Genomic DNA, 26,580 nt, shown 5'->3' on the forward strand with positions numbered 1-26,580 from the left:
CGGTCACCGGTTGCCGCCGCCAGGGCGGAGGCGGTACAGGGTGAGAGGACCATCGGGAGGGCAAGACGAACCGATTTTTTATCCATGGTGATGAGTTCCCAGAGTTCGAGTAGCCCGGCCGAGCGAAGCGACGCCGGGATTATGCACTGAGTCAAACCCGGCGTCGCTTCGCTCGGCCGGGCTACAGGCTTAATACGCCGCCACCTCTCGCGCCATTTCGCGCGTGTACTGGCGGCTGGCGTTGACCAGCATCTGGGTATACGGCGTTTGCGCTTCGCCGTTCACCAGTGAGTCCACCGTCAGCGTTTCGAGAATTTTGCCATACTGCATCACCGCCACCTTCTGGCATAAATGGGCAATCACGCCCAGATCGTGGGTCACCATCAGGTAGGTCAGGTTCGACTCTTTTTGCAGCTCCGCCAGCAGGTTGAGGATCTCCGCCTGCACCGAGACGTCCAGCGCCGAGGTAGGTTCGTCGAGCAGCAGCACCTGCGGCTCGAGGATCAGCGCACGAGCAATCGCCACGCGCTGACGCTGGCCGCCGGAGAGCTGGTGCGGATAGCGGTCGCGAAACGCGCGGTTCAGCCCCACGCGATCGAGCAGCGTGTTGATGCGCCGGTCGCGCTCGCCGATACCGTGAATTTGCAGCGGTTCCTCGAGAATATCGCCAATGGTATGGCGCGGATGCAGCGAACCGTACGGGTCCTGAAACACCATCTGCACCTTACGGCAACGCTCGCGGCTGATGTTGTGATCCAGCCGCTGGCCGTTGATCGCCAGCTCGCCCTGCCAGTGGTTAAACAGCCCGGCCAGGCACTTCAGCACCGTGGTTTTGCCGGAACCGGACTCCCCCACCAGGCCGTAAATCTCGCCCGGCTGGACGTGGAAATTGACGTCATACAGCACCTGGTTGCGCTTTTCGCCCTCACCAAACACCAGATTCAGATTCTTCACTTCGATCATGATGCGCTCCTTAGTCCGTCAGCCAGCAGGCCTGACGCTGTAGCACCGGCAGTACCGGGCGGCGATGCTGCATATCCGGCAGCGCGCTGATTAAGCCCTGCGTGTACGGATGCTTCGCGTTGTCGAGGTCGCAGGCGGCGATGGATTCCACCACTCGCCCCGCGTACATCACCAGCACGCGGTCGCAGAAGCTGCGCACCAGGTTAATGTCGTGGCTGATGAAGATCAGCCCCAGACCGCGCGACTTCACCAGATCGTCGAGCAGACCCAGCACCTGCAAACGTACGGACACGTCCAGCGCTGAAGTCGGTTCATCGGCAATCACCAGCTCCGGGTCGGTGATCAGCATCATCGCAATCATGATGCGCTGCCCCTGCCCGCCGGAGATCTCGTGCGGATACAGGCTGTAGACACGCTCAGGGTCACGGATGCGCACCACATCAAGCATCTCCAGCGCTTTGGCTTTCGCTTCCGCTTTGTGTCCCGGATGGTGCGTGAGCCAGGCTTCGGCAATCTGGTCGCCCACCCGCACCACCGGGTTCAGGGAGTATTTCGGGTCCTGCATAATCATCGAAATCCGCTTGCCGCGAATGGCGCGCATCTGCGCCTCGCTGGCGTTAAGCAGGTCGATATCGCCAAACTGCATGCAGCTGGCGTCAATGCGCGCCTTTTTCGGGTGCAGATGCAGCAGCGCCCGCCCGACGGTGGATTTGCCGGAGCCGGATTCGCCGACGATCGCCAGCTTCTCCTGCCCCAACTGGAAGGAGACGCCGCGCACCGCGTGGGTGACCGCGCCGCCGTTCACGAAGTCGACGCACAGGTCGCGCACGTCGAGCAGCGGTGCAGCGTTATTCGCTGCGAGGATCGAGGATGTCACGTAAGCCATCTCCTAAGAAGTTGAACGCTAAGCTGTTGATCAGAATCGCCAGCCCCGGAATCGTCACCACCCACCAGCACTCCATCATGTAGGTGCGGCCGCTGGAGATCATCGCCCCCCATTCCGGCTCCGGCGGCTGTGCGCCAAGGCCAAGGAAGCCGAGCCCGGCGGCGGTCAGGATGATCCCCGCCATGTTCATGGTGATGCGGATAATCACCGACGGCAGGCACAGCGGCACGATATGGCGCCACAGCACCCGCGCCGGAGAGGCCCCCTGTAAGCGCACGGCGGAGATAAAATCCGCCTGGCGCAGCGACAGCGTTTCCGCACGCGCCAGACGCGCAATCGGCGGCCAGGCGGTGAGCGTAATGGCGATCACCACATGCTCAAGCCCTGGGCCTAACGCGGCGACAAACGCCAGCGCCAGCACCAGGCTCGGGAAGGAGATAAAGATATCGGTGACGCGCATCAGCACCATGTCGACCTTGCCGCCGAAGTAACCGGCGCAGACGCCGAGCAGCAGCCCCAGCGGGCCAACGGTCACCGACACCAGCAGCACGATGTACAGGGTGATGCGTGAGCCGTACACCAGGCGGCTAAAGATGTCGCGGCCAAACTCATCGGTGCCGAACCAGTGCTGGGCATTGGGCGCGGTCAGCGCGTTGCTTAAGTCCTGCACCAGCGGGTTATAGGGGGCAATCAGCGGCGCGAAAATCGCCACCACCAGCAGCAGAAAGATAATCCCGCCGCCAATCGCCGTTAACGGGTTACGCGCCATTTTGCCGATAAAGCCACCGGCGCGGGCCAGCGCGCGTTGCAGCCGCTGGCGGCCTTCGCCAGCGCCGCCGCGCAGAGACGTATCCAGAGAAACCGTCATGATTTTGTCCTCGGATCGAAGAATTGATACAGCATGTCGGAGAGCAGGTTGAGCATCACGAAGATCACCCCAACCAGCAGCACGCAGCCCATCACCGCGTTCATATCGCCCAGCAGCAGGCTGCCGGTGAGATAGGAACCAAAGCCCGGCCAGGAGAAGACGGTTTCAATTAACACCGCCCCTTCCAGCAGCGAACCGTAGGCCAGCGCCACCACCGTCAGCAGCTGCACGAGGATGTTGCGAAACGCGTGGTTCCAGATCACCTGACGCTCGGTTAAGCCTTTTACACGGGCGGTGATAATGAACTCCTGCGACAGCTGCGCCAGCATAAAGCTGCGGGTCATACGGCTGATGTAGGCCAGCGAGTGGAAGCCGAGCAGCGCGGCGGGCAGAATCAGGTGGTTGATGGCGTTCCAGAACACCTCGCTGTTGCCCGCCAGCAGCGCGTCGACGGTCATCAGCCCGGTGCGACGCGGCACGATGCCATCCAGCCCCAGATCCACGCGCCCGGCGCCGCCCACCCAGCCAAGCCAGGCGTAGAACACCAGCAGCCCCATCATCCCCACCCAGAAAATCGGCGTGGAATAACCGGCAAGGCTGATAATGCGCACCACGTAGTCGGAAATACTGTTACGACGCGCCGCCGCCAGCACGCCCAGCGGAATGCCGAGGCCCGCGCCGACGATAATCGCCATCGTCGCCAGCTCCATGGTGGCCGGGAAGACGCGAATAATATCGTCGGTCACCGGTTTGCCGGTCAGCAGCGCGTTGCCCAGATCGCCGTGCAGCAGGTTGACGAAATAAATGCCAAACTGGGTCATCAGCGACTGGTCAAAGCCCAGCTGGTGATAGACCTGCTGATAGGTGCTCTGATCAGCGTCCGGGCCGACAATCGCCAGCACCGGATCGATGGGCATCACGCGGCCAATGAAAAAGGTCAGCAGCAGCAGGCCAAACAGCGTAATCGCCACCTGCATCAGCCGTTTTGAAAAGCGCCGGGTCCGGGAGCCGGGCGCGAGAATTGCCGTACTCATCCTTTATCTCCTTCGCTCACTTTGTAGACGTCACGCAGGAACGTGGTCGCCGACGGGTGGGGTTGGTAGTCTTTCACTTCGTTACGCACCACCACGGAATCGACCATCTGCGAGACAGGGATCATCGCCGGGATCAGCGCGTCGAAGCGGGTCTGAATCGCCTGATAGTCGGCAATCTGCTTCTGCGGATTACGTTCCAGCAGCGCGCCGTCGATCATCTCGTTCAACTGCTTGTCGTAAAAACCGGTACGCCAGCCCTGGAAGTTGGTGAGCCGCGCTTCGTCGCTGTTGTCCGGGTTATAGACCAGCGCGCGCAGGCTGGAGTGCGGATGCGGCTCCATACCGCTGCCGCCGCGCCCGACCAGCATGTCAAACTTGCGTTCACGCATCGCGCCGTAAATCTGGTTGCCGGTGCCGGTGATAATTTTGGCGTTGATGCCCGCCTGCATCAGCGTCGACTGCACGGCAATGGCGATATTGAGGAACGGCTGGTCCGAGAGCACTCGCAGGGTGGTATCGAAACCGTCCGGGTAGCCCGCTTCCGCCAGTAGTTTTTTGGCTTTCGCCAGATCGAAGCGGTAGCCGGGGTCCGGCAGCGTCGACGGCATCCCCGCTTTGATTGGCCGCTGGTGCAGCACGCCGTAGCCCGGCATCAGCGCTTTGTTAATGCCCTGATAATCAATCAGGTAGCGCACCGCCTCGCGCACTTTCGGGTTGGCGAAGTGCGCCTCTTTCATGCTCATCGCCACGTAGTACATGGTGCCGCGCTGCACCGCATCGACGGTGAGCGCCGGGTCTTTGCGCAGGGCGTTGATGTCCGATACCGCCATGTTGTTGGCAATATCGAGATCGCCCTTTTCAATCATCAGACGCAGGGTTTGTGACTCCTGGAAGTGGCGCAGCACCACGCGGCTCATCTTCGGCTCGCCGCGCCAGTAGTCCGGGTTACGCTTCATGCGCAGCACGTCTTTAGCCTGCCAGGTTTCCAGCATAAACGGCCCGGAACCGGCTTCGTGAGTGGTCAGCCACTTGTTGCCCCAGTCGTTATTCTGTTCATGGCTCTGCACGGTTTTGCTGTCGAGCACGCCGAGGTTGCCGAGCGCGCCAAGTGAGTAAATCACCAGCTGCGGATCGTTCGGCTTCGGCAGCACAATCTGCACCGTGTAGTCGTCCAGCGCGGTCACCTGCTGGTCGACGTTCTTTTTGCTGAAGCCGTACGACTTCCATACCGACGCCTGCGCGAGGTTGAGGTGCAGAATGCGGCGCATCGACCACACCACGTCGGCGGCGGTCAGCGGGTTGCCGGAGTGAAACTTAACGTTGTTTTGCAGATGGAAGGTCAGCGTTTTGCCGTCCGGGCTGATATCCCAGGATTTGGCGAGCGCCGGTTTCACGTTGGTCAGCTGTTCAGGATCCAGCTCAACCAGCGAATCATAGAGATTGACGACAATACCGACCACTTCGTTACCGGTCATCGCCGCCGGGTCGAGGGTCAGCAGGTTGTTCATATTCATGCCGATGATGAGCTGATCCGGCGGCGTTTTGGCCAACGCCGCCCCGCTCCCCATCGTCATGGTGAGCGCGAGCAAACACGCTCCCAGTAAGGAGGATTTTTTCATCTATCTATCGCCTGTAGGGTACGGCAGGCTACGAATCCGTACGCGCCTGCCTTGTATTTGTTATGTGTCAGTCGTGGCTGACGGTGTTGGCTTCGATAAAGGCAAAATTGATGTCTTCACCCAGTCCCGGGCGTTGAGACAGGTGAACAAAACCATCGGCGTCCATCGGGTCGATGATGCTGTTCAGGTAGGCCGCCGGCTGGTCGTAATCGAGGAACGGATGCAGCAGGCCGCGCTCGTACCAGCGGCAGTTGCGGATCGCGCCAATCACCGCCAGGCTTGCCGCGCCGTTGCCGTGCACTTCGCAGTCCATGCCGAAGGATTCCGCCAGCGCCGCCACCTTCATGGTTGGCGTAATGCCGCCCACGCCGTTGGCGCCCGCGCGCAGAATGTCGCATGCCCCGGCCTTCACCCAATCCGCACGGCTGTGGTGTTTACCGCCAAAGCTTTCCGGCCCGATGATCGGAATAGAGAGGTTTTCCGCCAGCCATGCGTAGGAGGACATGCTGTCCTCTTCCATCGGCTCTTCAAACCACGCGAAGTTGAGTTTCTCCAGCTCCTTACCGATCCACAGCGCTTCGGTGCGGCTGTACCAGTGGTAGCCGTCAATCATCAGGTCGATATCCGGGCCGACCGCTTCACGCACTGCGGCGCAGGCTTTGATGTCCATTTTCGGGTTCGGCGCGAAGGAGACCGGCGGCATCCAGGTGTGCAGCTTGATGGCCTTATAGCCGCGCGCCACCAGGGTTTCGGCAAATGCCGCGTACTCTTCCGGGGTGGACAGACCGCCTTCCAAGTCGTCGCCGCACATGGTGCTGCCGTAGGCCGGTACTTTGTCACGATAGCCGCCAAGCAGCTTGTAGACCGGCATATTGAGCTTACGCCCAATCAGATCCCACAGCGCCTGTTCCACGAACGACAGCGCGCGTTCGGTCAGCTGATGCGCGCTGCCGCGCTGCCAGTGCACCAGGTCCTGCCAGATGCGCTCGCGGTCAAACGGATCCTGCCCCACCAGCACTTTACGGAAGAAGGTGTTCACCACGAACGGGCGCACGATTTCCGGCGGGGCAAACGAGTAGCCCTTGCTGCCATCGTCCGCGGTGATCGTCAGCATCGCCATTTTGGCCATGCTTTCTGGCCCCGGATGAGAGTGCCCGGCGCTATCGGAAACGCGGCGGGTGGGATGCTGAAAAACGGTGACATTTACAGATTCAATTTTCATTTTGTGTCCTTAGTACAACATGCGATATGGCGCTTTTTGCGCCACAATCCTGTGTCCAACACTGATCCGATAAAACGGTTTTAGGGAATTGAAAAGGCGTTTCATGACTAATCTAAGCACAAATTTACACCGCTTCCACGGACAAATTCCGCTAACACCGGACTGTTTTTTGGGCATGCGCACAAGGGGACGTGATGTTTTTCACAAAAGGGAAGCGAAGTGTGAAGAGGATCGGCCTCCCCACCTGACGCGGTGAGGAGGCGAATATTCAGGCGAAAGTAATCTTCGTATCGAGGTAGACATCCTGCACAGCGTTAATCAGCTGCACGCCGTCGGCCATCGATTTTTTAAACGCTTTGCGGCCCAGAATCAGCCCCATGCCGCCCGCGCGTTTATTGATCACCGCGGTACGTACCGCATCGGACAGGTCGGTTTCACCGCCCGCCGCTCCGCCGGAGTTGATCAGCCCCGCGCGGCCCATATAGCAGTTCGCCAGCTGGTAACGCACCAGGTCAATCGGGTTGTCAGTGGTCAATTTGCTGTACACGCGATCGTCGGTATAGCCAAAATTCACCGCTTTATAGCCGCCGTTATTTTCGGCCATCTTCTGTTTCACGATATCCGCACCGATGGTCGCCGCCAGATGGTTGGCCTGGCCGGTCAAATCCGCAGAGACATGATAATCGACGCCGTCTTTTTTAAACGCCGGGTTACGCAGATAGGCCCACAGGACCGTCACCATGCCCAGCTCGTGCGCCCGCTCAAAGGCCGCCGAAATTTCTTCAATCTGGCGACGCGACTCTTCCGAGCCAAAGTAGATGGTTGCCCCCACCGCCACGGCGCCCAGGTTGAAGGCTTGTTCAACGCTGGCGTACAGGGTCTGGTCGAAGGTGTTCGGATAGCTCAGGGTTTCGTTATGGTTGAGCTTGACGAGGAACGGAATGCGGTGCGCGTAGCGACGTGACACCGAGGCCAGCACGCCGTAGGTGGAGGCGACGCAGTTACAGCCCGCTTCAATCGCCAGTTCAACGATGTTCTTCGGATCAAAATAGCGCGGATTGGCGGCAAACGAGGCCCCGGCCGAGTGCTCAACGCCCTGATCGACCGGCAGAATCGACAGATAGCCGGTACCGGCTAAACGGCCGGTGTTATAGAGCGTCTGCATATTTCGCAATACGGCGGGGGGACGATTGTTATCCATCATCACCCGGTCAACGTAGTCGTGGCCGGGCAGATAGAGCTGGTCGGCTGGAATGGTCATACAACGATGCTGTAAAAGGCTGTCGGCGTCTTTGCCAAGCAACTGCGCAATATCAGTCATAGCTATGCTCCCGTAAACGCCGACATCGTGTCGGCTGGATGTCCTGCTCAAATTTTTTGAGCAGGATAAGCCTGGTACCGGGGGCGCAGAATGTCCAACTTTTGCCGGTTTTCGCGCACCGGCGACTGGCACGCTGACGGGACAGCTACCACCATTCGTGGAAATGGTGCACCGGGCCAATTCCCTCGCCCACTTCCAGCGTATCGGCCTGCGCCAGCGCCTGTGACAGCCACGTTTTCGCCCGCGGAACGGTCTCCTGCCAGCTGGCGTAACGCGGCCTTAACGCCGCCAGCGCCGCCGACAGCGTACAGCCGGTACCGTGGGTGTTTTTAGTCACCACCCGCGGCGCAGTGAAGCGCATTTCACCCTCGGCGGTAAACAGCCAGTCCGGGCTTTCGGCATCATCGAGATGGCCGCCTTTCATCAGCACCGCCTCGCAGCCCAGCGCCCGCAGCGCCCGGCCCTGCTCCAGCATTTCGCGCTCGTTACGGGCGTGCGGCGCATCGAGCAGCGCCGCCGCTTCCGGCAGGTTTGGCGTAATCAACGACACCTGCGGCAGCAGACGCTCACGCAGCGTGGCCACCGCCGACGCGGACAGCAGCGGATCGCCGCTTTTCGCCAGCATTACCGTGTCGAGCACCACGTTCTGAATGCGATAGCGCGCCAGACGCTCGGCCACCGCTTCAACGATATCCGTCTCGGCCAGCATACCGATTTTCGTGGTATCAATGCGGACATCGCTGAACACCGAATCCAGCTGAGCGGCGACAAAATCCGGCTCAATGCGGTACACCGACTGTACGCCGCGGGTATTTTGCGCCACCAGCGCGGTCATCACCGAGCAGCCATACGCCCCCAGCGCGGAGAAAGTTTTCAGGTCGGCCTGTACGCCCGCGCCGCCGCTTGGGTCGGTACCGGCAATGGTTAACGCGTTAATGCGCTTCATGCTGTCACCTCCGCACTCATCGCGTACAAGACATCCAGGAAGGCAGGAATAAAGCTGCCCGGCCCGCGGCCCTCGGCGGCCTGCTGCCCGGCAAATTTCATCAGCGCACAGGCGCCCGCCACATTTTCCAGACGGCTTCCCGGCAGCGCACAGCTTGCCGCCACCACCACCGACAGCGCGCAGCCGGTGCCGACTACCCGCGTCATCAGCGGGTCTCCTCCGTCTATCGCCAGCGTATGCTGGCCATCGGTGATGTAATCCACCTCGCCGGTTACCGCCACGATCGCGCCGTATTCACGCGCCAGCCTTTGCGCCGCCGGCAGCGCGGCAGCAGCGGCGTCGGTGGTATCCACTCCGCGCCCGCCGCGGCTTTCGCCCGCCAGCGCCATAATTTCAGAGGCGTTGCCGCGAATCGCGGCCGGATGCCGTTGCAGCAGCTCACGGCAGAATTCCGTGCGCAGCGTTAGCGCGCCCACCGCGACCGGGTCCAGCGTCCACGGCGTATTCGCCGTATTCGCGCTTGCCACCGCGGCGCGCATCGCCTGCGCGCGCGGCTGGGTTAAGGTGCCGACGTTGATTAATAGCGCACCGGCGATAGCGGAAAACTGCGCGGCCTCCCCGGCATCAATCACCATCGCGGGGGATGCGCCAAGGGCTAACAAGACGTTGGCGGTAAAGGTCTGCACGACATCGTTGGTCATACAGTGAACAAGGGGGGCATGCTGATGGAGAAGATGGGCAGTGTGCGCAGATTGCGCGGGATTCAGCAGGTCAACGTGCATGGTTTGCTCCTGCCATAACGCGAAGAAGCAATGACCTGACGGCCTCTGACTTCCCTACGCTGGCATTATCCAGATCAGGTGGTACGGGTTTTTCTCAGCCTTCACCAGGAAGGGCACCCCGAGTCATTTACAGCAAATTTTTAGCGATTAACGTTTCATTCATCGCTGTTCAGCAATAATGCCAGCCGCAGGCCAGATAAACAAGCCCGGGCATTGAGCGCACCATAGACCTTCTTACGTATAAAAGTTAGAGACTCCTTATTCATAATAAAACCACAAAACTATTATTTAAAAATTAGTTAACAACGGTAATTTAAGAATTATCTTGTCACCAGATAAATTGTTTCGTATGAAACACAAAATTCCCCTTCAATTAGTGAGCAAATAAAAGGCGGGAAAATAAATTATGAATAAAATCATTAAATTCCGTCACAAAAGTCCCTGTCCACTCTTTTTATTAAGATTAATTATCATTAACAAACACCAGGCCAGCATTACACAAACCATTGTTTATTATGAATAATAACAATATTTATCATTACTAGCAGCCGCTTTTCTCATTCGATTCCATGTATGATCTACGTCAATATTCGCATAGTCATCTTGCCTGATAGTTGCGCCGCGTTATAAAAAAGCAATCTTATTAAGGTTGCCACGCCGTGAGATAGCCAATGACCAAATGCATTATTGAGCCTGCGACAGTTATCACTAATAACCCTGACTACAATAATGAAATACGTCAATAATCATTCTGGATTTGTTCAGAAATAAACAAGGTTAATGATGAAAGCAAAAATGATGATGTTCGCAGGGGTGTTCAGCGCCATGTTTCTTGCTGGCTGCACTTCCCCAGCACAACGTATGGCAGCGTGTGAAGCACAGGGTATTTCTAAAGATACATGCTATTTGTCTGAACAAAATAGACAACAGGGTATTAACAATGCCGCCATGGCCGCAGCCTATGCCAACGCAGCAAACGCCACTCGCACTCACGAAGCCGAGCAGCACGCCCAGGCCGCACACGTAGCGGACCCGATGCGCGAAGCCACGCTCTATTCCAACGTGCTGAAAGCCACGCTGTCGAACGGCTTCTTCACCGCCACCGTCAACGGGAAAAAAGCGACGGTGAAACGCATTAACGAGAACTTCTTTGAAATTCACGGCGGCGGTTACGTCATTTCCGTTAGCATGAATGGGGACGGTATCGACAGCGCATCGTGGAATAAAACCCACGGCCGGGATAATGGGATACTCACGGTTAAGCAGTAAGGTAAAGGGAGGCGCAGTGCCTCCCTTTTTTATGGGCCTGCCGACGCCACGTTGCTCTCGCGTAGCTGTTTCAACAGCAGTGCAAAGCAGGACTCAATCAGCGGCGGCAGCGTCTGCGGGCCGCGCATCAGCGCCACGGTACGGCTCAGCGCCGGCTGTTGCAGCTGCGCCACGCGCAGGGCCGGGTCCTGTAAATGAGTGGTATACAGCTGCGGTAAAATCGCCACCGCCAGCCGCGAACGCACCAGGCCATACAGCGTTTCGATGAAATCCACCTGATAACGCGTATGCAGCGTCAGACGCTGGCTTTCCACCAGCGCTCCCACCAGCCGCTGCACGTTACCTTTTGAGAACACCGCAATATCGCGCTCCGCCAGCAGTTTCCACGGCAGATGCGGCTGCCCGGCGAGCGGATCATCTGCATGCAGCACCGCCACCAGCGGGTCTTCGCGCAGCGGGAACACCTGCAAATCAGCCGGCAGCGAGCTGTCGATAGCGCCGACGCCAAAATCAATCTGCCCGCTTTGCAGGTCGCCGACCATCTCATCGTTGGTGCGATCGTGGAACTCAACCCGCAGACGCGGAAACGCCTGCGCCAGCACGTTTGGCAGCAGCGGAAACAGCAGCGAACTGACCGACGGCACCAGCCCGATACGCACCGTACCGTCGCCGCCGGCTTCAACAATCTGCTGCATATCCTGAAACGCCATCTGCGCCACGCTCAGCACCCGCTGGGCATGGGGAAGGATCGCCGCGCCCAGTTCGGTCAGCGTCACCGACGATGCGGTACGGTTCACCAGCTTGCCGCCGAGCACCGTTTCGGTCTGCCGCAGCGCGCTACTCAACGCCGGCTGGCTGATGGCCAGACGATTCGCGGTGTCGGTAAAGTGACGAAGCTGGGCCAGCGTGACAAAATACTGCAATTGTTTCAGCGAGAGCGCGGGCAGTCGCTGCCAGGGTTCGGTCATGGTGTGCTTCACTCGAGACGATCACGCAGAATAAGCCGAAGTTATCAGGTGATAAGTTTTTTCATCTGGGCAACCGTTTGCTCTGCCCCTAAAGTAGCGCACATTATCCCTGTGCCGGAGTTGTTATGTCCAGCAATGCTGAAAACCGCCGTCGCGCCGTGCAGGCCGCTCGCGGTGAAGTTCCGTTCGATCTGCTGCTTACCGACGCGAACGTCGTCGATATGGCGACCGGTGAAATTCGTGAAGCCGACGTCGGTATCGTCGGCGATATGATCGCCAGCGTCCACCCGCGCGGCAGCCGCAGCGATGCCCTTGAACGCCACTCCCTGCCGGGCGTGTTCCTCTCCCCCGGCCTGATGGACACCCACGTGCATCTGGAAAGCTCGCATCTGCCGCCGGAACGCTATGCCGAAATCGTGCTGGCGCAGGGGACCACCGCCGTCTTCTGGGATCCGCATGAGCTGGCTAACGTGCTGGGCGTGGCGGGCGTGCGCTACGCCGTGGAGGCCAGCCGCCATCTGCCGTTGCAGGTGATGGTCGCCGCGCCGTCCAGCGTCCCGTCGACGCCGGGGCTGGAAATGTCGGGTGCCGAGTTTGCCGGGGCGGAGATGGAGACCATGCTCGGCTGGCCGGAAGTGCGAGGCGTGGCGGAGGTGATGGATATGCACGGCGTGCTGCACGGCAGCTGCCGGATGCAGGAAATTGTGCAGGCCGGGCTGAACAGCGGCAAGCTGATTGAAGGCCACGCGCGCGGGCTGAGCGGCGCGGACCTGCAGGCCTATCTGGCGGCGGGCGTCACCTCCGACCATGAACTGACCTCCGCCGACGACGCGCTGGAAAAGCTGCGCGCCGGGCTGACCCTTGAAATCCGCGGCTCGCACCCGTACCTGCTGCCGGATATCGTCAACGCGCTCAAAACGCTGCCGCACCTCTCATCGCAAATTACCGTCTGCACCGACGACGTGCCGCCGGATATGCTGCTGGAAAAAGGCGGCATCATCGCCCTGCTCAACCTGCTGATTGAACACGGCCTGGCGGCCACCGACGCGCTGCGTTTCGCGACCCTGAACGCCGCGATCCGTCTTCAGCGCAACGATCTGGGGCTGATTGCCGCCGGTCGCCGCGCGGATCTGGTGGTCTTTGACTCGCTGGATAAACTCTCCGCCCGCGCGGTGTACGTCGCCGGAAAACAAATTGCCCGCGACGGCAGGCTGCTGGCCCCCATTGCCGCCGCCCCCGGCGTTACCCCGCCGCGCGATACGCTGCGTCTTGCGCCGCTCAGCGCCGAGGACTTTGTGCTGCGCGTTGGCGACATCCATCACGGCGTTGCGCGTCTGCGCCACATTCGCGGCGCACGCTTTACCCAATGGGGAGAAGTCGACGTTGAAATCCGCGACGGCAAGGTTCAGGTTCCTGACGGGTTTAGCCTGATCTGGGTTAAACACCGTCATGGCCGCCACGATGCGCAGCCGCAGATTGCGCTGCTGGAAGGCTGGGGCGAGCTGCGCGGCGCGATCGCCACCAGCTACTCGCACGACTCACACAACCTGGTGGTTCTGGGCCGCAACCCGGATGACATGGCGCAGGCGGCAAATCAGCTGATCGCCTCCGGCGGCGGCATGGCGCTGGCGCAAAACGGCAGCATTCTGGCCCACGTGGCGATGCCGATCGCCGGGATGCTCTCCGACAAGCCCGCCGAGGCGCTGGCCGCAGAGTTTCGGCAGCTGCGCGCGCTGAGTGCGGAAGTGGCCGACTGGGAGCCGCCCTACCGCGTCTTTAAGGCGATTGAAGGCACCTGCCTGGCCTGCAATGCCGGGCCGCACTTAACCGATTTAGGTCTGACCGACGGCACCACGCGACAAATTGTCGATCCGGTCATTTCGTCACAACACACAGCACAACAATAATCATGGGAGCGCCACACAATGGCCGATAATACCCTTCAATCGCCAACATCAGGGAGTTGGCTGGAGCGACGCTTTGCGTTGCATTCCCGCGGCAGTTCGCTACGCACCGAGTGCCTGGCGGGCGTCACCGGTTTTCTTGCCGCGGCGTATCTTCTGGTCGTCATTCCGGGCCTGCTGGCAGTGGGCGGAATGGATAAAGGCGCGGCAACCACCGGCACGATTCTGGTGTTCGTCGGCGGCACGCTGCTGATGGCGTTCTATGCCAACCTGCCGTTTATCGTCGGGCCCGGCATCGGCGGCTCGGTGCTGGTCGGCGTCACACTGGCGGGCAGCGAAGGGATCGGCTGGCAGATTGGCCTCGGCATCGCCTGCTGGTCCGGGATTCTCTTTTTCCTGCTCACCCGCTTTGGCCTGCGTGAAGTGGTGACGCGATCGGTGCCGCAGTCGATTAAGCTGGGGCTGACCGCCTCGATCGGCCTGTTCGTGGCGGTACTCGGTTTTCGCAACGCCGGGCTGGTGCTGGCGAACGCCAAAACCAACTCCCTGATGCTCGGCGACTTCCTCGCCCCCGGCGCGCTGGTCGCGCTATGCGGCCTGTTTCTGGCCATTGCGCTTCAGTCCCGCCGTATTCCCGGCGCCATTTTGTGGGCGATTCTGGTCGCTACGCTGGTCGGCATTCCGGCGGGCGTGACGCACCTGCCGGCGAGCTTTATCGATATGCCGCACTCGCTGACGCCGGTGCTGGGCCACGTTGATATGCTCGGCGCGTTAAATATTGCCTTCCTGCCGTTCCTGTTCGTGTTCTTTGCCTCAGAGTTCTTCTCCACCATGGGCACTACGCTGGCGGTAGGCGGCGAAGCCGGGCTGCTGGACGAAGAAGGCAATATGCCGCACATTAACCGGCCGTTTATGGTCGACTCCATTGCTGCCGCCGTCGGCCCGTGGCTGGGCATTCCTGCCGCTACCGCGCTGATTGAATCCTCCGCGGCCGCCGAAGCGGGCGGCAAAACGGGGCTAACGGCGCTGTCCGCGGCGGTGATGTTCCTGCTGATGCTGCTGTTCACCCCGGTGGCGCTGATGATCCCGAAAGAAGCGACCGCTCCGGCGCTGATTCTGATTGGCCTGAACATGTTCAGCGGCCTGCGTAAAGTCGACCTGGCGAACTTCACCGACGGCCTGCCGGTGCTGATGATGGTGATGATCACGCTGATTGCCAACAGCTTCGGTACCGGCATCGCCGGCGGCCTGCTGTTCTACATTGTGATTAAAGCGATCGCCGGTAAATGGCGCGAGATCCCGATCGGTCTGTGGGTGCTGGCGGTGCCGCTGGTGTATTACTTCGCGACGCTGGTGAGGCACTAGTCTGCCTGTTCCCCATCAGGCGCGCCTGGTGGGGAATACCTCTGCCATACTGGCAGCTAAGCCACTGATTTATTAAGCAGTATTGATTGTAATCTTATTCAAATCTTGATGACGCCCACCCCAGGCAGATACTATATTTTCAGTTTACCAGGAGGCTGAAAAGAGTATGCCAGAACCATCAGACATTAAATTAAGACCCCTTGAACGCGAAGATTTACGCTTTGTTCACCAACTCGATAATAACGCGAGCGTGATGCGCTATTGGTTCGAAGAACCCTATGAAGCCTTTGTTGAACTCAGCGATCTTTACGATAAACACATCCACGATCAGAGCGAGCGCCGATTTGTCATTTCGTTTAATGGCAATAATGCTGGCCTGGTAGAGCTGGTTGAAATAAACCACATTCATCGGCGGGCTGAGTTTCAGATTATCATTTCACCGGAATATCAGGGTAAAGGGCTGGCGTCGCGCGCCGCTAAGCTGGCCATGGATTACGGCTTTACCGTCCTGAACCTCTATAAGCTGTACCTTATCGTCGATAAAGAGAACGAGAAGGCGATTCATATTTACCGCAAGCTGGGGTTTATCCAGGAAGGCGAGTTAATACATGAATTCTTCGTTAACGGCGAGTACCGCAACACGATACGGATGTGTATTTTCCAGCATCAATATCTGGAAAATAATAAATCGACCGGCGGCCTGCTGAAACCGACGGCGCAATGAGGGTAGCTGCTCGCGGATATCGGCTACCCGCACCGGCGGTCCCCGGTGCGGGTGAATCCAGCGATCGTTCCGCTGATTGATCAGCAGGCGTAACCTCGCTGAAGGCTACTGACCCACACACTCCGCCTTCACCGCCTCGTACAGCAACCGTACCGCAGCGGAGAGCTGCTTACGGTGTGGGCAAATCATGTTCAGCGGCACCACGTCGCCCTGATACTCCGGCAGCAGCACCTTCAGCCGCCCGGCGTTGAGATCGTCTTTCACATCCAGCGCCGATTTAAACGCAATACCCTCACCGGCCACCGCCAGGCGGCGGATCACCTCGGCGTCGTCGCTGGTGATATTGCCGGAAACCTGCACGCTGTGCTCCACGCCGTCGCGCCACAGCGGCCAGCGGTCAAACGGACGTCCGCGCAGCACGTAGGTCAGCGCATTGCACCGTTCAAGGTCGGCCAGCGTTTGCGGTTCGCCGTGGTGGGCAATCCACGCCGGTGACGCCACCAGCATCCGGCGGTTTTCCGGCGCCACCGGCAGCGAGACAAACGAGGCGTCGTCGTTGTCGCCGTAGCGGAAAGCCACGTCCACCGGATCTTTAAACACGTCGGTGCGATGATCGGAGAACAGTATCCGCAGCCGCAGCGCCGGGTGGCGCGTGCGGAACTCGCGGAAGATATTCAGCAGCAGGTTGCGCCCGAGATCGGACGGTACCGCAATTTGCAGCGTGCCGCTCACCTCATCATCTGGCGTATGAATTTGCCGTAGCCCGTTTTGTAGCGCGTCGAGCATTTGCAGGGCGTAAGGCAGCCAGGTCTCCCCTTCTACCGTCAGCCGCAGGCTGCGGGTTGAACGGGCGAACAGGCGAATATTGAGCGCGGTCTCCAGGCGCTTGATCGCCGAACTGACCTGCGCGGGCGGAATACCGGCTTCACGCGCCGCATCGCTAAAGCTGCCGAGCGCCGCCGCGCGCACGAACAGTGATAAATCTTCCAGCCTGAACATGGGGGTTCCTCACAGAATAATTCTCAAAACGCGCATCACCGCTGTTTGCTTACACTTTTTAAGAAAGCAGCGCTTGCCATTCAGCCCGCGCATCAGGAATCATACGGAGCTGCAATTTTATATCCAGGATAATGTGGGGATAGTATGCGTAAAACAAAAATGATGCTTCTGGGCGTACTGTTGGCAACGGCAGGTGCGGCATGGGCGGCTCCGGCCACCGGCATCAAGCAGTATGAATTGAAAGAGTTCACCGCCGATTTCACGCAATTCAAAATTGGCGACAACGCCCCTGCGATGTACCTGACGCCGGAGTACAACATCAAGCAGTGGCAGCAGCGTAATCTGCCCGCGCCGGACGCCGGTTCACACTGGACGTACATGGGCGGCAACTACGTGCAGATTGGCGACACCGACGGTAAAATCAGCAAAATTTACGACGGCGAAATTTTCTATCACCGTTAATCTTCAGCCAGCGGTGAGGGTTTCACCGCTGGCCTGATTCTTGCGTTAATAATAATGCGCGCCGTGCTGCGTCATATATTGACTCACGGCAACCTCCCCCGCTAGCCGCTCGTATAATAACAAGACGCCTAATAATAAATCGCCGCCGCTGCGTAAAAGATCGTCCGGGGCGAAATGGTTATTTTGGTCGGCCAACTCGTGCAGATGGTCCATTATTTCCCGGTATTCGCCATAGCAGTTCATCGGTATCTCTTTTTCACGAATATGCTCGCGGCAGTATCGCAGCGCATCGGCCGACTTGTCGCCTGGCGATCGGCTCTGCATCAGTAGCACCAGCAGTTCGCGCAACTTTATGATCAACGTATCACTATTCATATTATCCTCCATTATCGCAATAATCATAATTACAACGAATAATCGAAACGCTTACTGCTTTTACCTCACTCGTGGTTATTTCCTGCAAATTCCCACACCGTGAGATAAAAAACAATGTTATTAAATTGTTTGATTGATTAACATCAAAATAACGTAACGACGGAGAAAAACATATTTAAGAGAGAAATAAAGAATAATAGATAAATAATAAATAAGGATACGTTGAACAATAAAAAACGGGCAACAGCGTACTGCCGCCCGCTCCTTTCAGGCGTTACACCGCGCGGAATGCAATCTCGCCTGGGATCACTTCCCCCTGCCAGTAGAGCTGCGCCGCAACGCGCCCGGCCAGCTGGCGATAGATCTCGGTGAACTCGCTCTCCGGACGCGCAATGACCGTCGGCGTACCGTTATCGAGGTCTTCACGCAGCGCGATATGCAGCGGCATCTGGCCCAGCAGCTGGGTGTGATATTGCTCGGCCAGCTTCTCGGCGCCGCCGGTGCCAAAAATAGGCTCGTGGTGGCCACAGTTGCTACAAATATGCATGCTCATGTTTTCCACGATGCCCAGCACCGGCACTTCGACCTTCTCGAACATCACGATGCCTTTTTTGGCATCGATCAGCGCGATATCCTGCGGCGTGGTCACCACCACCGCCCCGGTCACCGGGATGTTCTGCGCCAGCGTCAGCTGGATGTCGCCGGTACCCGGCGGCATGTCGAGAACCAGATAGTCCAGATCGGGCCACAGGGTCTCTTGCAGCATCTGCATCAGCGCTTTGCTGGCCATCGGGCCACGCCAAACCATGGCGTTGTCATCGGTCACCAGGTAACCAATGGAGTTGGTCGCCAGGCCATGGGCCATAATCGGCGCCATGTGGGTGCCGTCCGGCGAGGTGGGACGCTGATTTTCCGCGCCCAGCATATTCGGAATGGACGGACCATAGATATCGGCGTCGAGGATGCCGACTTTCGCCCCTTCAGCGGCCAGCGCCAGCGCCAGGTTCACGGCGGTGGAGGATTTCCCCACTCCACCTTTGCCGGAGCTGACGGCAATAATATTCTTCACGCCGTTAATACCCGGCTGATTTTTCACGCGCTTCAGCGTGGCGATGCTATGCGACAGCTTCCAGTCGATGGCTTTTGCCCCGGTTACCCGCAGCAGCTCCGCGCTGGTTTCTTCCTTTAACGTTTCAAAAGCGCTGTGCCAGACGAACGGCATCTGTAATTCGATGTGCACGGTGTCATCCAGCCACGCTACGTGGTGCAGCGCTTTCAGCGTGGTTAAGTTGTGCTTGAGGGTGGGGTGCTGGAAATTCGCCAGCGTGCCGGCCACCATCGCACGTAAACGCTCAGGGGATTTGGCCTGGGATTGTGAGTTCATCCCGACTCCTTTGTTCTTGTGAATGAATGCGTCCTATCTAGTTTACCTGAAAGGGCTACGTTCCCCCACTACAAGCGCATTTCAGGGCAAAAAAGCGCGCTATTCGTAGTTCACAAAAATCAGCGCCGTTGCCTGCAGCGCGCCGGGCTGCACCTTACGCCGATCGTAAACGTAGTAGCTGGCGGTCAGCGGAATCGTCAACGTTGAGGCGTTAAGCGTCTGCCCCGCGCTGGCGCGCCACAGGTTATCGGCGCCGTCCTTCGCGCCCTTTACCGTCGACAGCGACACGAGCTTGCCGCCGCTCTCCAGCACAAAGCCCACGCCGTTTGACTCGCTGCCCTTCAGGACCGTACGGCTGCCGCTCAGCAGGTCGGCGCTATACAGATAAACCGCCATTGCGCGCGAAGTTTGCAGCCCGGTGCCCAGCAGATCGCGACACTGAAGCGCGATCGTGCCGGTGCGGCTCTTTGTCGGGACAATACCGCTTGTCGGCAGTTCAGACATCGCCACCTCCGGCAGGGTCAGGGTCAGGTCATCAGGCCGACAGGTGCTTTTTTTCGGGCGATAGGTCACGGTCAGATTTTCGACATACGAGTCGCCCTTCAGGTTGTTGGTGATGTAATTCACGCAGCCCGACCAGCTCAGGGTTTTACAGACGCCAAGAATGAGGTCAATCAAAAAGTTTGAGTTCCCCCCGGTGTTCGCCACCAGCACGCCCGGAATATTGATAGACTCCACGCTGCCCGGCGTTGCCTCATAGCCCGCGTGGCTGAGCGTGACCGTATAGTTCAGCGTTTTCGTCGTCGTACTGGTAGTGCCGATGGCCTCCGAGGTCTTCGCGAGCTGCACCGTCATCTTTAGCATCTGCCCGTTGCTAAACGGCCCGATAACCGTCTCTTTGACCAGCGGAATGTAGGTAATGGTGTCTTTTGCCGAATCGCACTTGATGCCCGAAAACGTCACGCTGACGACGTTCAACAGCGGCTGCGTGAGCGCTGATGGTTCATCAATAACCACCTCCGACGTATGCGATAGCGTGCCGCCCGTCGCCTGACAGACTGCCCAGCCGCTGCTGATATCGCCACAAAATAGCGCGGCGGCAATAAGGCATCTCTTCATGGCTCGCTTCCTTTCTCAATGGCAAATATAGATTTTCTGTTCATCAACCGGCGGCTCAAAGGCCACCACGCAGCGCTGGCCCGCTGATTTACCCCGCGCCACCGTCACGCTGGGCGGCAGCTCATCCGTACGGATAAATAAGCGGCTCCCCTGCCCCACCAGGCCGACGTTATGGCCACGCTCATCCTCAACGTCATCGCCAAAGGTCAGCGGCGTACCGTCTGCCCGCTGCGCCTTAATAAACCAGGGTCTGCGCGTATCGGTATCGAAATGCGCCAGCACCACCGCGCCGCGCACCGGGGCGACGCTTTTACGGTTGCCGAGAAGCTCGGTGTGGGTCGCGCTGTCGGACACATCCAGCGTGAGGTGGTTTTCCCGGTACGGCGACAAGTTATCGTACACCACCGTGCCATGACGGTTAGTGGTGCGGTATTTCTGCCCGTTGACGTAGGCCCCTTCCAGCCCCGGCGCGTCAAGAATCGCCACCGTTTCAGTCAGCCGATTGGCCAGGTTCAGCCCGCCGGACCACAGCACCATGCCCCCCGACAGGTTGCCGCTCATTTGCCGATACTGGGAAGACTGACTATAGCTACCGCCCAGCATCGCCACCGGCGTGTTCCAGCTCATGTTGGCGCCGGCGGTCGTCTCCTGATGCTGCCGCTGATGGCTCAGATTGACGCCGTAGTTGAACTGGTCGCGTTGGCCGAACGTGCCGGAAACGCCGGTATTATTCGCCGCAAAGCCGTCGTTATCGAAGGTGGTGGAATTGGATAACGACAGCTGTCGACGCGCGCTGGTGATGCCGTCGCCCCACGTAAAGGGGATGGAGATGAAAATGTTAAAACGCTTGTCTTCGTGACGGTCGTCGGCGTACGTCTGGCTCGCGGAGAAGGTCCAGGCGACGCGCTGCCAGCTGTTGGAGTAGCTGAGCTGATAATCTTCGCTGTGGCCGCCGCGCTGCCAGTAGTCGCGCCACAGTAAGCTTAAGGAGAACGCCCCCCATCCCGCCGCCAGCGGCTGGCTGACGTTGGCGGAGACGCTATTTTTGCGCCCGAAATCGTTCTGATAATAGTCGCCAATATCGTAGACATCGTGGCGCTCACGCGTGTAGCTGTCTTTGTTGTTGGCCCACACGTGGTCGTTAAAGGTGCGGTAATCCCGCGACGAATAGCGATAGGCCGCAAGGCCAAAATGGGTGGCGGTGCGGTTGATGTATTTATTGTATGCCAGCTGATAGCTCTGACCATCGAAAGTCCCGTTATCCTGACGGCTATGCGAGCGCACGGCATCCAGGGAAAACGCGCCCCAGCGGGTATTCCAGCCGGAGCCGAGCGTAAAGGCGTTATAGCTGTCCGCCAGCATTGCGCCGCCGTACAGCGTCAGCAGGCTATTCAGCCCATACTGGTAGCTCAGCTGGCTAAAATCGCTCTGCCGGCTGGCCCCTTCAATCTGGCTGCGCCCGGCCACAACATCATACTTTGCTACGCCGGGCTGAAGCATGTTCGGCACCGCGCCGTAGGGCACCAGATACTGCGTCAGCGTACCGTCGGCCTCTTTCACCGTCACGTCGAGATCGCCACCGCCGCCCGCCAGCTGGAGATCGGCAATCGCAAACGGCCCGGGCGGCACCTCCTTCTGATAGACCACAAAGCCGTTCTGCTCGACCGTCACCAGCGCGTTGCTCTGCGCAATGCCCTGCACCAGCGGCGCAAAATTCTGCTTTGAGTTTGGCTGCATCTGTAAATCGTGGAACAGCCGCACGCCGCGAAAACGCACCGCATCGAAGAGATCCGCCGAGGTATACATCTCGCCCGCGCGAAATACGCCCAGAATGGAAGCGAAGCTGCGCTCGAGGTACAGGGTATTGCTTTTCCAGACGCCCGCATCGTTGTCGGCCTGGCTAAAGCTGGCGTCGGAATGCAGCTGCCAACCGAGTAGATTAAGCCCGCTGTTAAATCGCACGAAGCTGTTTTTACTGCTCCCCGCGTTATGATAATCGCTATAATATTGGCTGGCATAATAAGACGTATAAAAGGCGTTAATACCGCGCTGCCAGTTTTCTGGCACCACGTACCCCTCTTCAAGCTGATTAACATAGGCCTGCGGCACGCGCAGGTCGAGGCGAAAAACGCTAATATCGAACGTATAGCTGCCGCCCTGCACCGCCTGCGCTAATGGAATAGTATTCACATCGCCAAAAGCCTTGACGTTAATGCCCATTTGCTGAAGTTGAGAAAGAGTGAGTTGAGTATCTTCGGTAATATTCAGCGTGTACTTGCCACGCCATTGCTGATTAACATAAACGTCCAGCTCATATTCACCGGCAATGGGACGGTCGCCATTAAGTTGAAAGCTGTCGGTTTTAACACCCTGCATTCCGCCCATCATAAAATGAGTATCGAAGGTTTCCTCTTCAGCCTGCACACCGCTAACGAATAATGAGAATACTATTGTCGAAACGAAAGGGGCCATCCTTAACATAATCGGCTCCTGTTATTTTACGTTAATCCTATCGCTGATATAGTTACCGTGGTCGTCAATAATCGTCAGTGAATATTGGCGGGCATTATTATTTTTCAGCGTTAACACCTCGTTGGCGTGGGGCGGCAACATGATGGTATGGGCATTTACCTTAACATCATTGAATTTAATATCGGTTAGGGTAATCCAATTGGCGTTATCATTTTTAATCGTCACCCCCCGTCCACTATTGCTTAACGAGATCTGGCGAAAACTCGCGCGATCGATCGGCGCAATGCCCGCCGGCCGCCAGAACAGCTTGATGCGATTTTGCATCGCAAATTTAATCACATTTTTACCGCTATTCTGTGCATCGTTAGGGGGAATACTCAGCACGTTTAAAAAGAACAGGCTCTCTCTGTCCTGCGCCAGCGAATTGGGCATTTTTTTGATTTTTATCTGCTGCCCGGAGTTCCCCGCCACCCGCACGACCGGGGGCGTTAGCATAAACGGCACATCGATTTTTTCCGGCGGTAGCGACGTATCGCCATCATCAATCCATGACTGAACCAGCGAGGCGCGCTCACCCTGGTTCATAATCTGTACCACCACATCTTGTTTTTCTGCGGGATAAATAACCCGAGTCCCATAAACCACCACGCCAGCCTGAGCCGATAAACTCACTACCGCTAATGTTAAGGCTATTATTTTTTGCATAATCGTCCGGGATTAAACGGCGGTATTAACCGCCGTTTGTCTAAAATTTAATTAATCAGAGAAAACCTGCATGGTAATACTAGAATCAACTTCACCACTGGTTACCGTGCCAGTACTACGGGCATAATAGGCAGAGAAATCCAGCGTATAAATCCCATCAGCCTGTTTTACCAGCGTGATTGATTTCTGTGGGCTAATGGCCTCTGTCGAGTTATTCATATGTACTTTAAAGCCCACGCCATTGTCACCGGAGGTGTTGCGAGTAATATCGCTACCGCTGCCGTTAAAACCATCAACACCAAATGAAATACGCGGCGTTACGTTCGGGTCACATTTAAATTTAATATTGCCGACCGCGCTGCTGGAATAGGCTTTCAGCTCCTGTCCCGCGCTCAGAGTACTAAAGGCATCGACGCTGACATCCGGCATAGTAATAGTGGCCTGGTTTTTCCCGTCTTCAATCTGGCAGGTGGTGCCCAGGACTTTGCCATTAATATGCAATACCGCTTCATCGTCTGCAGCCATCGCGCCAGCACTCATCATTACTGCTGATAATACCGAAACAGACAGAATTGAATATCTCATAATGATGTCCTTATTTGTATTTATTTGATTGTTGTTAAGGGTTATTTCCCTTGAAGTAAAATTCTCACATTAGAAAAGTGGTAGCAATGTAATACTTTTGTTTTATTGATTAAAAACAAATTACACATAGCACTATAATTACAACAAATATCTAACGATGATTATTATTTCTCAATGCGTTAATTAAGCGCAAAAATCGGCCATCCAGATCATTAAAATAAATAATAAACAAAACAACATTCATAAAAATGATCTTTATATTTCGCTAGCATCCGCGTTGATGCAAAAAGCGGGAACACTGCGCCGGTCGGCGTTAACACGCCTGCAAAATCGACGTTTTTCTGCACGACTCTTTCGCAGGCTTGATTTAGCTCGGTATGAGGCACGCTTTGGGCTTATCAAAGGAAAGCCTTTCAGGTAACATCAAAAGCCCTTTTCACTACATAAGAAGTAACGTTCACTATGACTCAAGTCGCGAAGAAAATTCTGGTAACGTGCGCACTGCCGTACGCCAACGGTTCCATCCACCTCGGCCATATGCTGGAGCACATCCAGGCTGATGTCTGGGTCCGTTACCAGCGAATGCGCGGCCACGAGGTTAACTTCATCTGCGCGGACGACGCCCACGGCACGCCGATCATGCTGAAAGCTCAGCAGCTAGGCATTACGCCAGAGCAGATGATTGCCGAAATGAGTCAGGAACATCAGACGGACTTTGCTGGCTTTAACATCAGCTACAACAACTATCACTCCACGCACAGCGATGAGAACCGCGAGCTGTCCGAGCTGATTTACGGTCGCCTGAAAGAGAATGGTTTTATTAAAAACCGCACTATCTCTCAGCTGTACGATCCGGAAAAAGGCATGTTCCTTCCGGACCGTTTCGTGAAAGGCACCTGCCCGAAATGTAAATCGCCGGATCAGTACGGCGATAACTGCGAAGTGTGCGGCGCGACCTACAGCCCGACCGAGCTTATCGAGCCGAAATCCGTGGTGTCCGGCGCTACGCCGGTGATGCGTGAATCTGAACACTTCTTCTTTGACCTGCCGTCCTTTAGCGAAATGCTGCAGGCGTGGACCCGCAGCGGCGCGCTGCAGGAGCAGGTGGCGAACAAAATGCAGGAGTGGTTCGAATCCGGCCTGCAGCAGTGGGATATCTCCCGCGACGCGCCGTACTTCGGCTTTGAAATCCCGAACGCGCCGGGCAAATACTTCTACGTCTGGCTGGACGCACCGATCGGCTACATGGGCTCTTTCAAGAACCTGTGCGACAAGCGCGGCGACACCACCAGCTTCGACGAATACTGGAACAAAGACTCTAGCGCCGAGCTGTATCACTTTATCGGGAAAGACATTGTCTACTTCCATAGCCTGTTCTGGCCAGCGATGCTGGAAGGCAGCAACTTCCGCAAGCCGACCAACCTGTTCGTGCACGGCTACGTGACGGTGAACGGCGCGAAGATGTCCAAATCGCGCGGCACCTTCATTAAAGCCAGCACCTGGCTGAACCACTTCGACGCCGACAGCCTGCGCTACTACTACACCGCCAAGCTCTCTTCCCGCATCGACGACATCGACCTGAACCTGGAAGACTTTATCCAGCGCGTTAACGCCGACATCGTCAATAAAGTGGTCAACCTGGCCTCCCGTAACGCCGGCTTTATCGCCAAGCGTTTCGACGGCGTGCTGTCCGCCGAGCTGGCTGACCCGGCGCTGTACAAAACCTTCACCGACGCGGCCGCCGCGATTGGCGAAGCGTGGGAAAGCCGCGAGTTCGGCAAAGCCATCCGTGAAATCATGGCGCTGGCCGACGTGGCAAACCGCTACGTTGACGAGCAGGCACCGTGGGTTGTCGCCAAACAGGAAGGCCGCGACGCCGACCTGCAGGCAATCTGCACCATGGGCCTGAACATGTTCCGCGTGCTGATGACCTGGCTGAAGCCGGTGCTGCCGCAGCTGGCCGAGCGCACCGAAGCGTTCCTTAACACCGAACTGACCTGGGACGCAATTAACCAGCCGCTGGTCGGCCACAAAATCAACACCTTCAAGGCGCTGTATAACCGCATTGAAATGAAACAGGTAGAAGCACTGGTGGAAGCATCAAAAGAAGAAGTGAAAGCGGCGGCAGCGCCGGTGACCGGTCCGCTGGCGGACGATCCGATTCAGGAAACCATCACCTTTGACGATTTCGCCAAAATTGACCTGCGCGTAGCGCTGATTGAAAACGCCGAGTTCGTGGAAGGCTCCGACAAGCTGCTGCGCCTGACGCTGGATCTCGGCGGTGAGAAGCGCAATGTCTTCTCCGGCATCCGTTCCGCCTACCCGGACCCGCAGCCGCTGATCGGTCGCCTGACCGTGATGGTGGCCAACCTGGCGCCGCGTAAAATGCGCTTCGGTATCTCGGAAGGGATGGTGATGGCGGCAGGCCCTGGCGGTAAGGATATCTTCCTGTTAAGCCCGGACGACGGTGCGAAACCTGGCCAGCAGGTGAAATAAACGGCATAAAAAACGCTGCTTCGGCAGCGTTTTTTATTGGTCTTTCGTGCATTCCCGGCGGCGCTGCGCTTGGCCGGGCTACCAATATGCGAGAAACGTAGCCCGGCCAAGC

General features: G+C 57.8%; 23 protein-coding genes and 1 riboswitch. Of the genes, 6 read left to right on the forward strand and 17 right to left on the reverse strand.

The window, feature by feature from the left end:
• Window positions 1-189 precede the first annotated feature (189 nt).
• From ACK5JN_RS18790 to thiM, 9 genes are all read right to left on the reverse strand, one after another.
• Window positions 190-963: an ABC transporter ATP-binding protein gene (locus ACK5JN_RS18790; RefSeq protein WP_416871538.1), complete on the reverse strand. Its 774-nt coding sequence runs from the start codon at window positions 961-963 to the stop codon at window positions 190-192.
• A gap of 10 nt (window positions 964-973) precedes the next feature.
• Entirely contained in the window at window positions 974-1,840 is an 867-nt protein-coding gene (locus ACK5JN_RS18795; RefSeq protein ID WP_416871559.1) for an ABC transporter ATP-binding protein, read from the reverse strand.
• Complete coding sequence (locus tag ACK5JN_RS18800) at window positions 1,812-2,717, reverse strand: ABC transporter permease (protein ID WP_416871539.1); 906 nt, start codon at window positions 2,715-2,717, stop codon at window positions 1,812-1,814. The genes ACK5JN_RS18795 and ACK5JN_RS18800 overlap by 29 nt, the downstream gene beginning before the upstream one ends.
• Entirely contained in the window at window positions 2,714-3,751 is a 1,038-nt protein-coding gene (locus ACK5JN_RS18805) for an ABC transporter permease (protein WP_062778702.1), read from the reverse strand. The genes ACK5JN_RS18800 and ACK5JN_RS18805 overlap by 4 nt, the downstream gene beginning before the upstream one ends.
• Entirely contained in the window at window positions 3,748-5,370 is a 1,623-nt protein-coding gene (locus ACK5JN_RS18810; RefSeq protein ID WP_416871540.1) for an ABC transporter substrate-binding protein, read from the reverse strand. Before ACK5JN_RS18810 ends, ACK5JN_RS18805 begins: the two co-directional genes overlap by 4 nt.
• Before the next feature lie 67 nt (window positions 5,371-5,437).
• Window positions 5,438-6,592 carry a mandelate racemase family protein gene (locus tag ACK5JN_RS18815; RefSeq protein ID WP_416871541.1) on the reverse strand — a complete coding sequence of 385 codons (1,155 nt, stop codon included), beginning with the start codon at window positions 6,590-6,592 and terminating at the stop codon, window positions 5,438-5,440.
• 268 nt (window positions 6,593-6,860) lie between these two features.
• A complete protein-coding gene (gene fbaB, locus ACK5JN_RS18820; protein WP_416871542.1) occupies window positions 6,861-7,913 on the reverse strand; it encodes a class I fructose-bisphosphate aldolase in 1,053 nt (350 codons plus the stop codon).
• Window positions 7,914-8,058: 145 nt separating this feature from the next.
• Window positions 8,059-8,859: a bifunctional hydroxymethylpyrimidine kinase/phosphomethylpyrimidine kinase gene (thiD, locus tag ACK5JN_RS18825; RefSeq protein WP_416871543.1), complete on the reverse strand. Its 801-nt coding sequence runs from the start codon at window positions 8,857-8,859 to the stop codon at window positions 8,059-8,061.
• Window positions 8,856-9,641: a hydroxyethylthiazole kinase gene (gene thiM, locus ACK5JN_RS18830; RefSeq protein WP_416871544.1), complete on the reverse strand. Its 786-nt coding sequence runs from the start codon at window positions 9,639-9,641 to the stop codon at window positions 8,856-8,858. Before thiM ends, thiD begins: the two co-directional genes overlap by 4 nt.
• Window positions 9,642-9,675: 34 nt before the next feature.
• Window positions 9,676-9,772, reverse strand: a riboswitch (TPP riboswitch).
• A 649-nt stretch (window positions 9,773-10,421) separates the two neighbouring features.
• Here thiM and ACK5JN_RS18835 point away from each other — a divergent pair.
• On the forward strand, window positions 10,422-10,910 hold the full coding sequence (locus ACK5JN_RS18835) for a hypothetical protein (RefSeq protein WP_416871545.1): 489 nt from the start codon (window positions 10,422-10,424) through the stop codon (window positions 10,908-10,910).
• A gap of 29 nt (window positions 10,911-10,939) precedes the next feature.
• On the opposite strand, the gene ACK5JN_RS18840 is transcribed toward ACK5JN_RS18835, so the two are convergent.
• Window positions 10,940-11,878, reverse strand: coding sequence for a LysR family transcriptional regulator (locus ACK5JN_RS18840; RefSeq protein ID WP_416871546.1), 939 nt, complete (start codon window positions 11,876-11,878; stop codon window positions 10,940-10,942).
• Window positions 11,879-12,003: 125 nt separating this feature from the next.
• On the opposite strand from ACK5JN_RS18840, the gene ACK5JN_RS18845 reads away from it, so the two are divergent.
• The 3 genes from ACK5JN_RS18845 to speG all read left to right on the forward strand — a co-directional run bounded on the left by ACK5JN_RS18845 (window position 12,004) and on the right by speG (window position 15,871).
• Window positions 12,004-13,785: an adenine deaminase gene (locus ACK5JN_RS18845; RefSeq protein WP_416871547.1), complete on the forward strand. Its 1,782-nt coding sequence runs from the start codon at window positions 12,004-12,006 to the stop codon at window positions 13,783-13,785.
• Between the two features lie 18 nt (window positions 13,786-13,803).
• Complete coding sequence (locus ACK5JN_RS18850; RefSeq protein ID WP_416871548.1) at window positions 13,804-15,147, forward strand: NCS2 family permease; 1,344 nt, start codon at window positions 13,804-13,806, stop codon at window positions 15,145-15,147.
• Between the two features lie 166 nt (window positions 15,148-15,313).
• Entirely contained in the window at window positions 15,314-15,871 is a 558-nt protein-coding gene (gene speG / locus ACK5JN_RS18855) for a spermidine N1-acetyltransferase (RefSeq protein WP_416871549.1), read from the forward strand.
• Window positions 15,872-15,976: 105 nt separating this feature from the next.
• On the opposite strand, the gene ACK5JN_RS18860 is transcribed toward speG, so the two are convergent.
• A complete protein-coding gene (locus ACK5JN_RS18860) occupies window positions 15,977-16,870 on the reverse strand; it encodes a LysR family transcriptional regulator (RefSeq protein WP_416871550.1) in 894 nt (297 codons plus the stop codon).
• Window positions 16,871-17,014: 144 nt separating this feature from the next.
• On the opposite strand from ACK5JN_RS18860, the gene ACK5JN_RS18865 reads away from it, so the two are divergent.
• Entirely contained in the window at window positions 17,015-17,332 is a 318-nt protein-coding gene (locus tag ACK5JN_RS18865; RefSeq protein WP_416871551.1) for an RcnB family protein, read from the forward strand.
• Window positions 17,333-17,377: 45 nt separating this feature from the next.
• Here ACK5JN_RS18865 and ACK5JN_RS18870 read toward each other — a convergent pair whose 3' ends face one another.
• The 6 genes from ACK5JN_RS18870 to yehD all read right to left on the reverse strand — a co-directional run bounded on the left by ACK5JN_RS18870 (window position 17,378) and on the right by yehD (window position 23,972).
• The gene (locus tag ACK5JN_RS18870; protein WP_416871552.1) at window positions 17,378-17,707 is read right to left on the reverse strand and encodes a hypothetical protein; all 330 of its coding nucleotides are present in this window, start codon (window positions 17,705-17,707) and stop codon (window positions 17,378-17,380) included.
• Window positions 17,708-17,981: 274 nt separating this feature from the next.
• Window positions 17,982-19,091, reverse strand: a complete 1,110-nt coding sequence (apbC, locus tag ACK5JN_RS18875; RefSeq protein WP_416871553.1) for an iron-sulfur cluster carrier protein ApbC — start codon at window positions 19,089-19,091, stop codon at window positions 17,982-17,984.
• A 99-nt stretch (window positions 19,092-19,190) separates the two neighbouring features.
• Window positions 19,191-20,210: a fimbrial protein gene (locus ACK5JN_RS18880; protein WP_416871554.1), complete on the reverse strand. Its 1,020-nt coding sequence runs from the start codon at window positions 20,208-20,210 to the stop codon at window positions 19,191-19,193.
• Between the two features lie 15 nt (window positions 20,211-20,225).
• Complete coding sequence (locus ACK5JN_RS18885) at window positions 20,226-22,691, reverse strand: fimbrial biogenesis outer membrane usher protein (protein WP_416871555.1); 2,466 nt, start codon at window positions 22,689-22,691, stop codon at window positions 20,226-20,228.
• A 12-nt stretch (window positions 22,692-22,703) separates the two neighbouring features.
• A complete protein-coding gene (locus ACK5JN_RS18890) occupies window positions 22,704-23,387 on the reverse strand; it encodes a fimbria/pilus periplasmic chaperone (RefSeq protein ID WP_416871556.1) in 684 nt (227 codons plus the stop codon).
• Between the two features lie 51 nt (window positions 23,388-23,438).
• Complete coding sequence (gene yehD / locus ACK5JN_RS18895) at window positions 23,439-23,972, reverse strand: fimbrial protein YehD (protein WP_416871557.1); 534 nt, start codon at window positions 23,970-23,972, stop codon at window positions 23,439-23,441.
• 462 nt (window positions 23,973-24,434) lie between these two features.
• On the opposite strand from yehD, the gene metG reads away from it, so the two are divergent.
• Window positions 24,435-26,468, forward strand: a complete 2,034-nt coding sequence (gene metG / locus ACK5JN_RS18900; RefSeq protein WP_416871558.1) for a methionine--tRNA ligase — start codon at window positions 24,435-24,437, stop codon at window positions 26,466-26,468.
• Window positions 26,469-26,580 lie beyond the last annotated feature (112 nt).

Source organism: Kluyvera sp. (assembly GCF_047971185.1).
Lineage (GTDB): Bacteria > Pseudomonadota > Gammaproteobacteria > Enterobacterales > Enterobacteriaceae > Kluyvera.

Bases quoted from the DNA above. Each gene is read 5' to 3' on its own strand.
- ACK5JN_RS18800 (WP_416871539.1), bottom strand. From the start codon at position 2,717: ATGACGGTTTCTCTGGATACGTCTCTGCGCGGCGGCGCTGGCGAAGGC.
- ACK5JN_RS18815 (WP_416871541.1), bottom strand. From the start codon at position 6,592: ATGAAAATTGAATCTGTAAATGTCACCGTTTTTCAGCATCCCACCCGC.
- ACK5JN_RS18810 (WP_416871540.1), bottom strand. From the start codon at position 5,370: ATGAAAAAATCCTCCTTACTGGGAGCGTGTTTGCTCGCGCTCACCATG.
- ACK5JN_RS18805 (WP_062778702.1), bottom strand. From the start codon at position 3,751: ATGAGTACGGCAATTCTCGCGCCCGGCTCCCGGACCCGGCGCTTTTCA.
- ACK5JN_RS18790 (WP_416871538.1), bottom strand. From the start codon at position 963: ATGATCGAAGTGAAGAATCTGAATCTGGTGTTTGGTGAGGGCGAAAAG.
- ACK5JN_RS18885 (WP_416871555.1), bottom strand. From the start codon at position 22,691: ATGTTAAGGATGGCCCCTTTCGTTTCGACAATAGTATTCTCATTATTC.
- ACK5JN_RS18850 (WP_416871548.1), top strand. From the start codon at position 13,804: ATGGCCGATAATACCCTTCAATCGCCAACATCAGGGAGTTGGCTGGAG.
- metG (WP_416871558.1), top strand. From the start codon at position 24,435: ATGACTCAAGTCGCGAAGAAAATTCTGGTAACGTGCGCACTGCCGTAC.
- speG (WP_416871549.1), top strand. From the start codon at position 15,314: ATGCCAGAACCATCAGACATTAAATTAAGACCCCTTGAACGCGAAGAT.
- thiM (WP_416871544.1), bottom strand. From the start codon at position 9,641: ATGCACGTTGACCTGCTGAATCCCGCGCAATCTGCGCACACTGCCCAT.
- thiD (WP_416871543.1), bottom strand. From the start codon at position 8,859: ATGAAGCGCATTAACGCGTTAACCATTGCCGGTACCGACCCAAGCGGC.
- ACK5JN_RS18870 (WP_416871552.1), bottom strand. From the start codon at position 17,707: ATGAATAGTGATACGTTGATCATAAAGTTGCGCGAACTGCTGGTGCTA.
- fbaB (WP_416871542.1), bottom strand. From the start codon at position 7,913: ATGACTGATATTGCGCAGTTGCTTGGCAAAGACGCCGACAGCCTTTTA.
- ACK5JN_RS18860 (WP_416871550.1), bottom strand. From the start codon at position 16,870: ATGTTCAGGCTGGAAGATTTATCACTGTTCGTGCGCGCGGCGGCGCTC.
- ACK5JN_RS18835 (WP_416871545.1), top strand. From the start codon at position 10,422: ATGATGAAAGCAAAAATGATGATGTTCGCAGGGGTGTTCAGCGCCATG.
- ACK5JN_RS18865 (WP_416871551.1), top strand. From the start codon at position 17,015: ATGCGTAAAACAAAAATGATGCTTCTGGGCGTACTGTTGGCAACGGCA.
- ACK5JN_RS18845 (WP_416871547.1), top strand. From the start codon at position 12,004: ATGTCCAGCAATGCTGAAAACCGCCGTCGCGCCGTGCAGGCCGCTCGC.
- ACK5JN_RS18840 (WP_416871546.1), bottom strand. From the start codon at position 11,878: ATGACCGAACCCTGGCAGCGACTGCCCGCGCTCTCGCTGAAACAATTG.
- ACK5JN_RS18890 (WP_416871556.1), bottom strand. From the start codon at position 23,387: ATGCAAAAAATAATAGCCTTAACATTAGCGGTAGTGAGTTTATCGGCT.
- apbC (WP_416871553.1), bottom strand. From the start codon at position 19,091: ATGAACTCACAATCCCAGGCCAAATCCCCTGAGCGTTTACGTGCGATG.
- yehD (WP_416871557.1), bottom strand. From the start codon at position 23,972: ATGAGATATTCAATTCTGTCTGTTTCGGTATTATCAGCAGTAATGATG.
- ACK5JN_RS18880 (WP_416871554.1), bottom strand. From the start codon at position 20,210: ATGAAGAGATGCCTTATTGCCGCCGCGCTATTTTGTGGCGATATCAGC.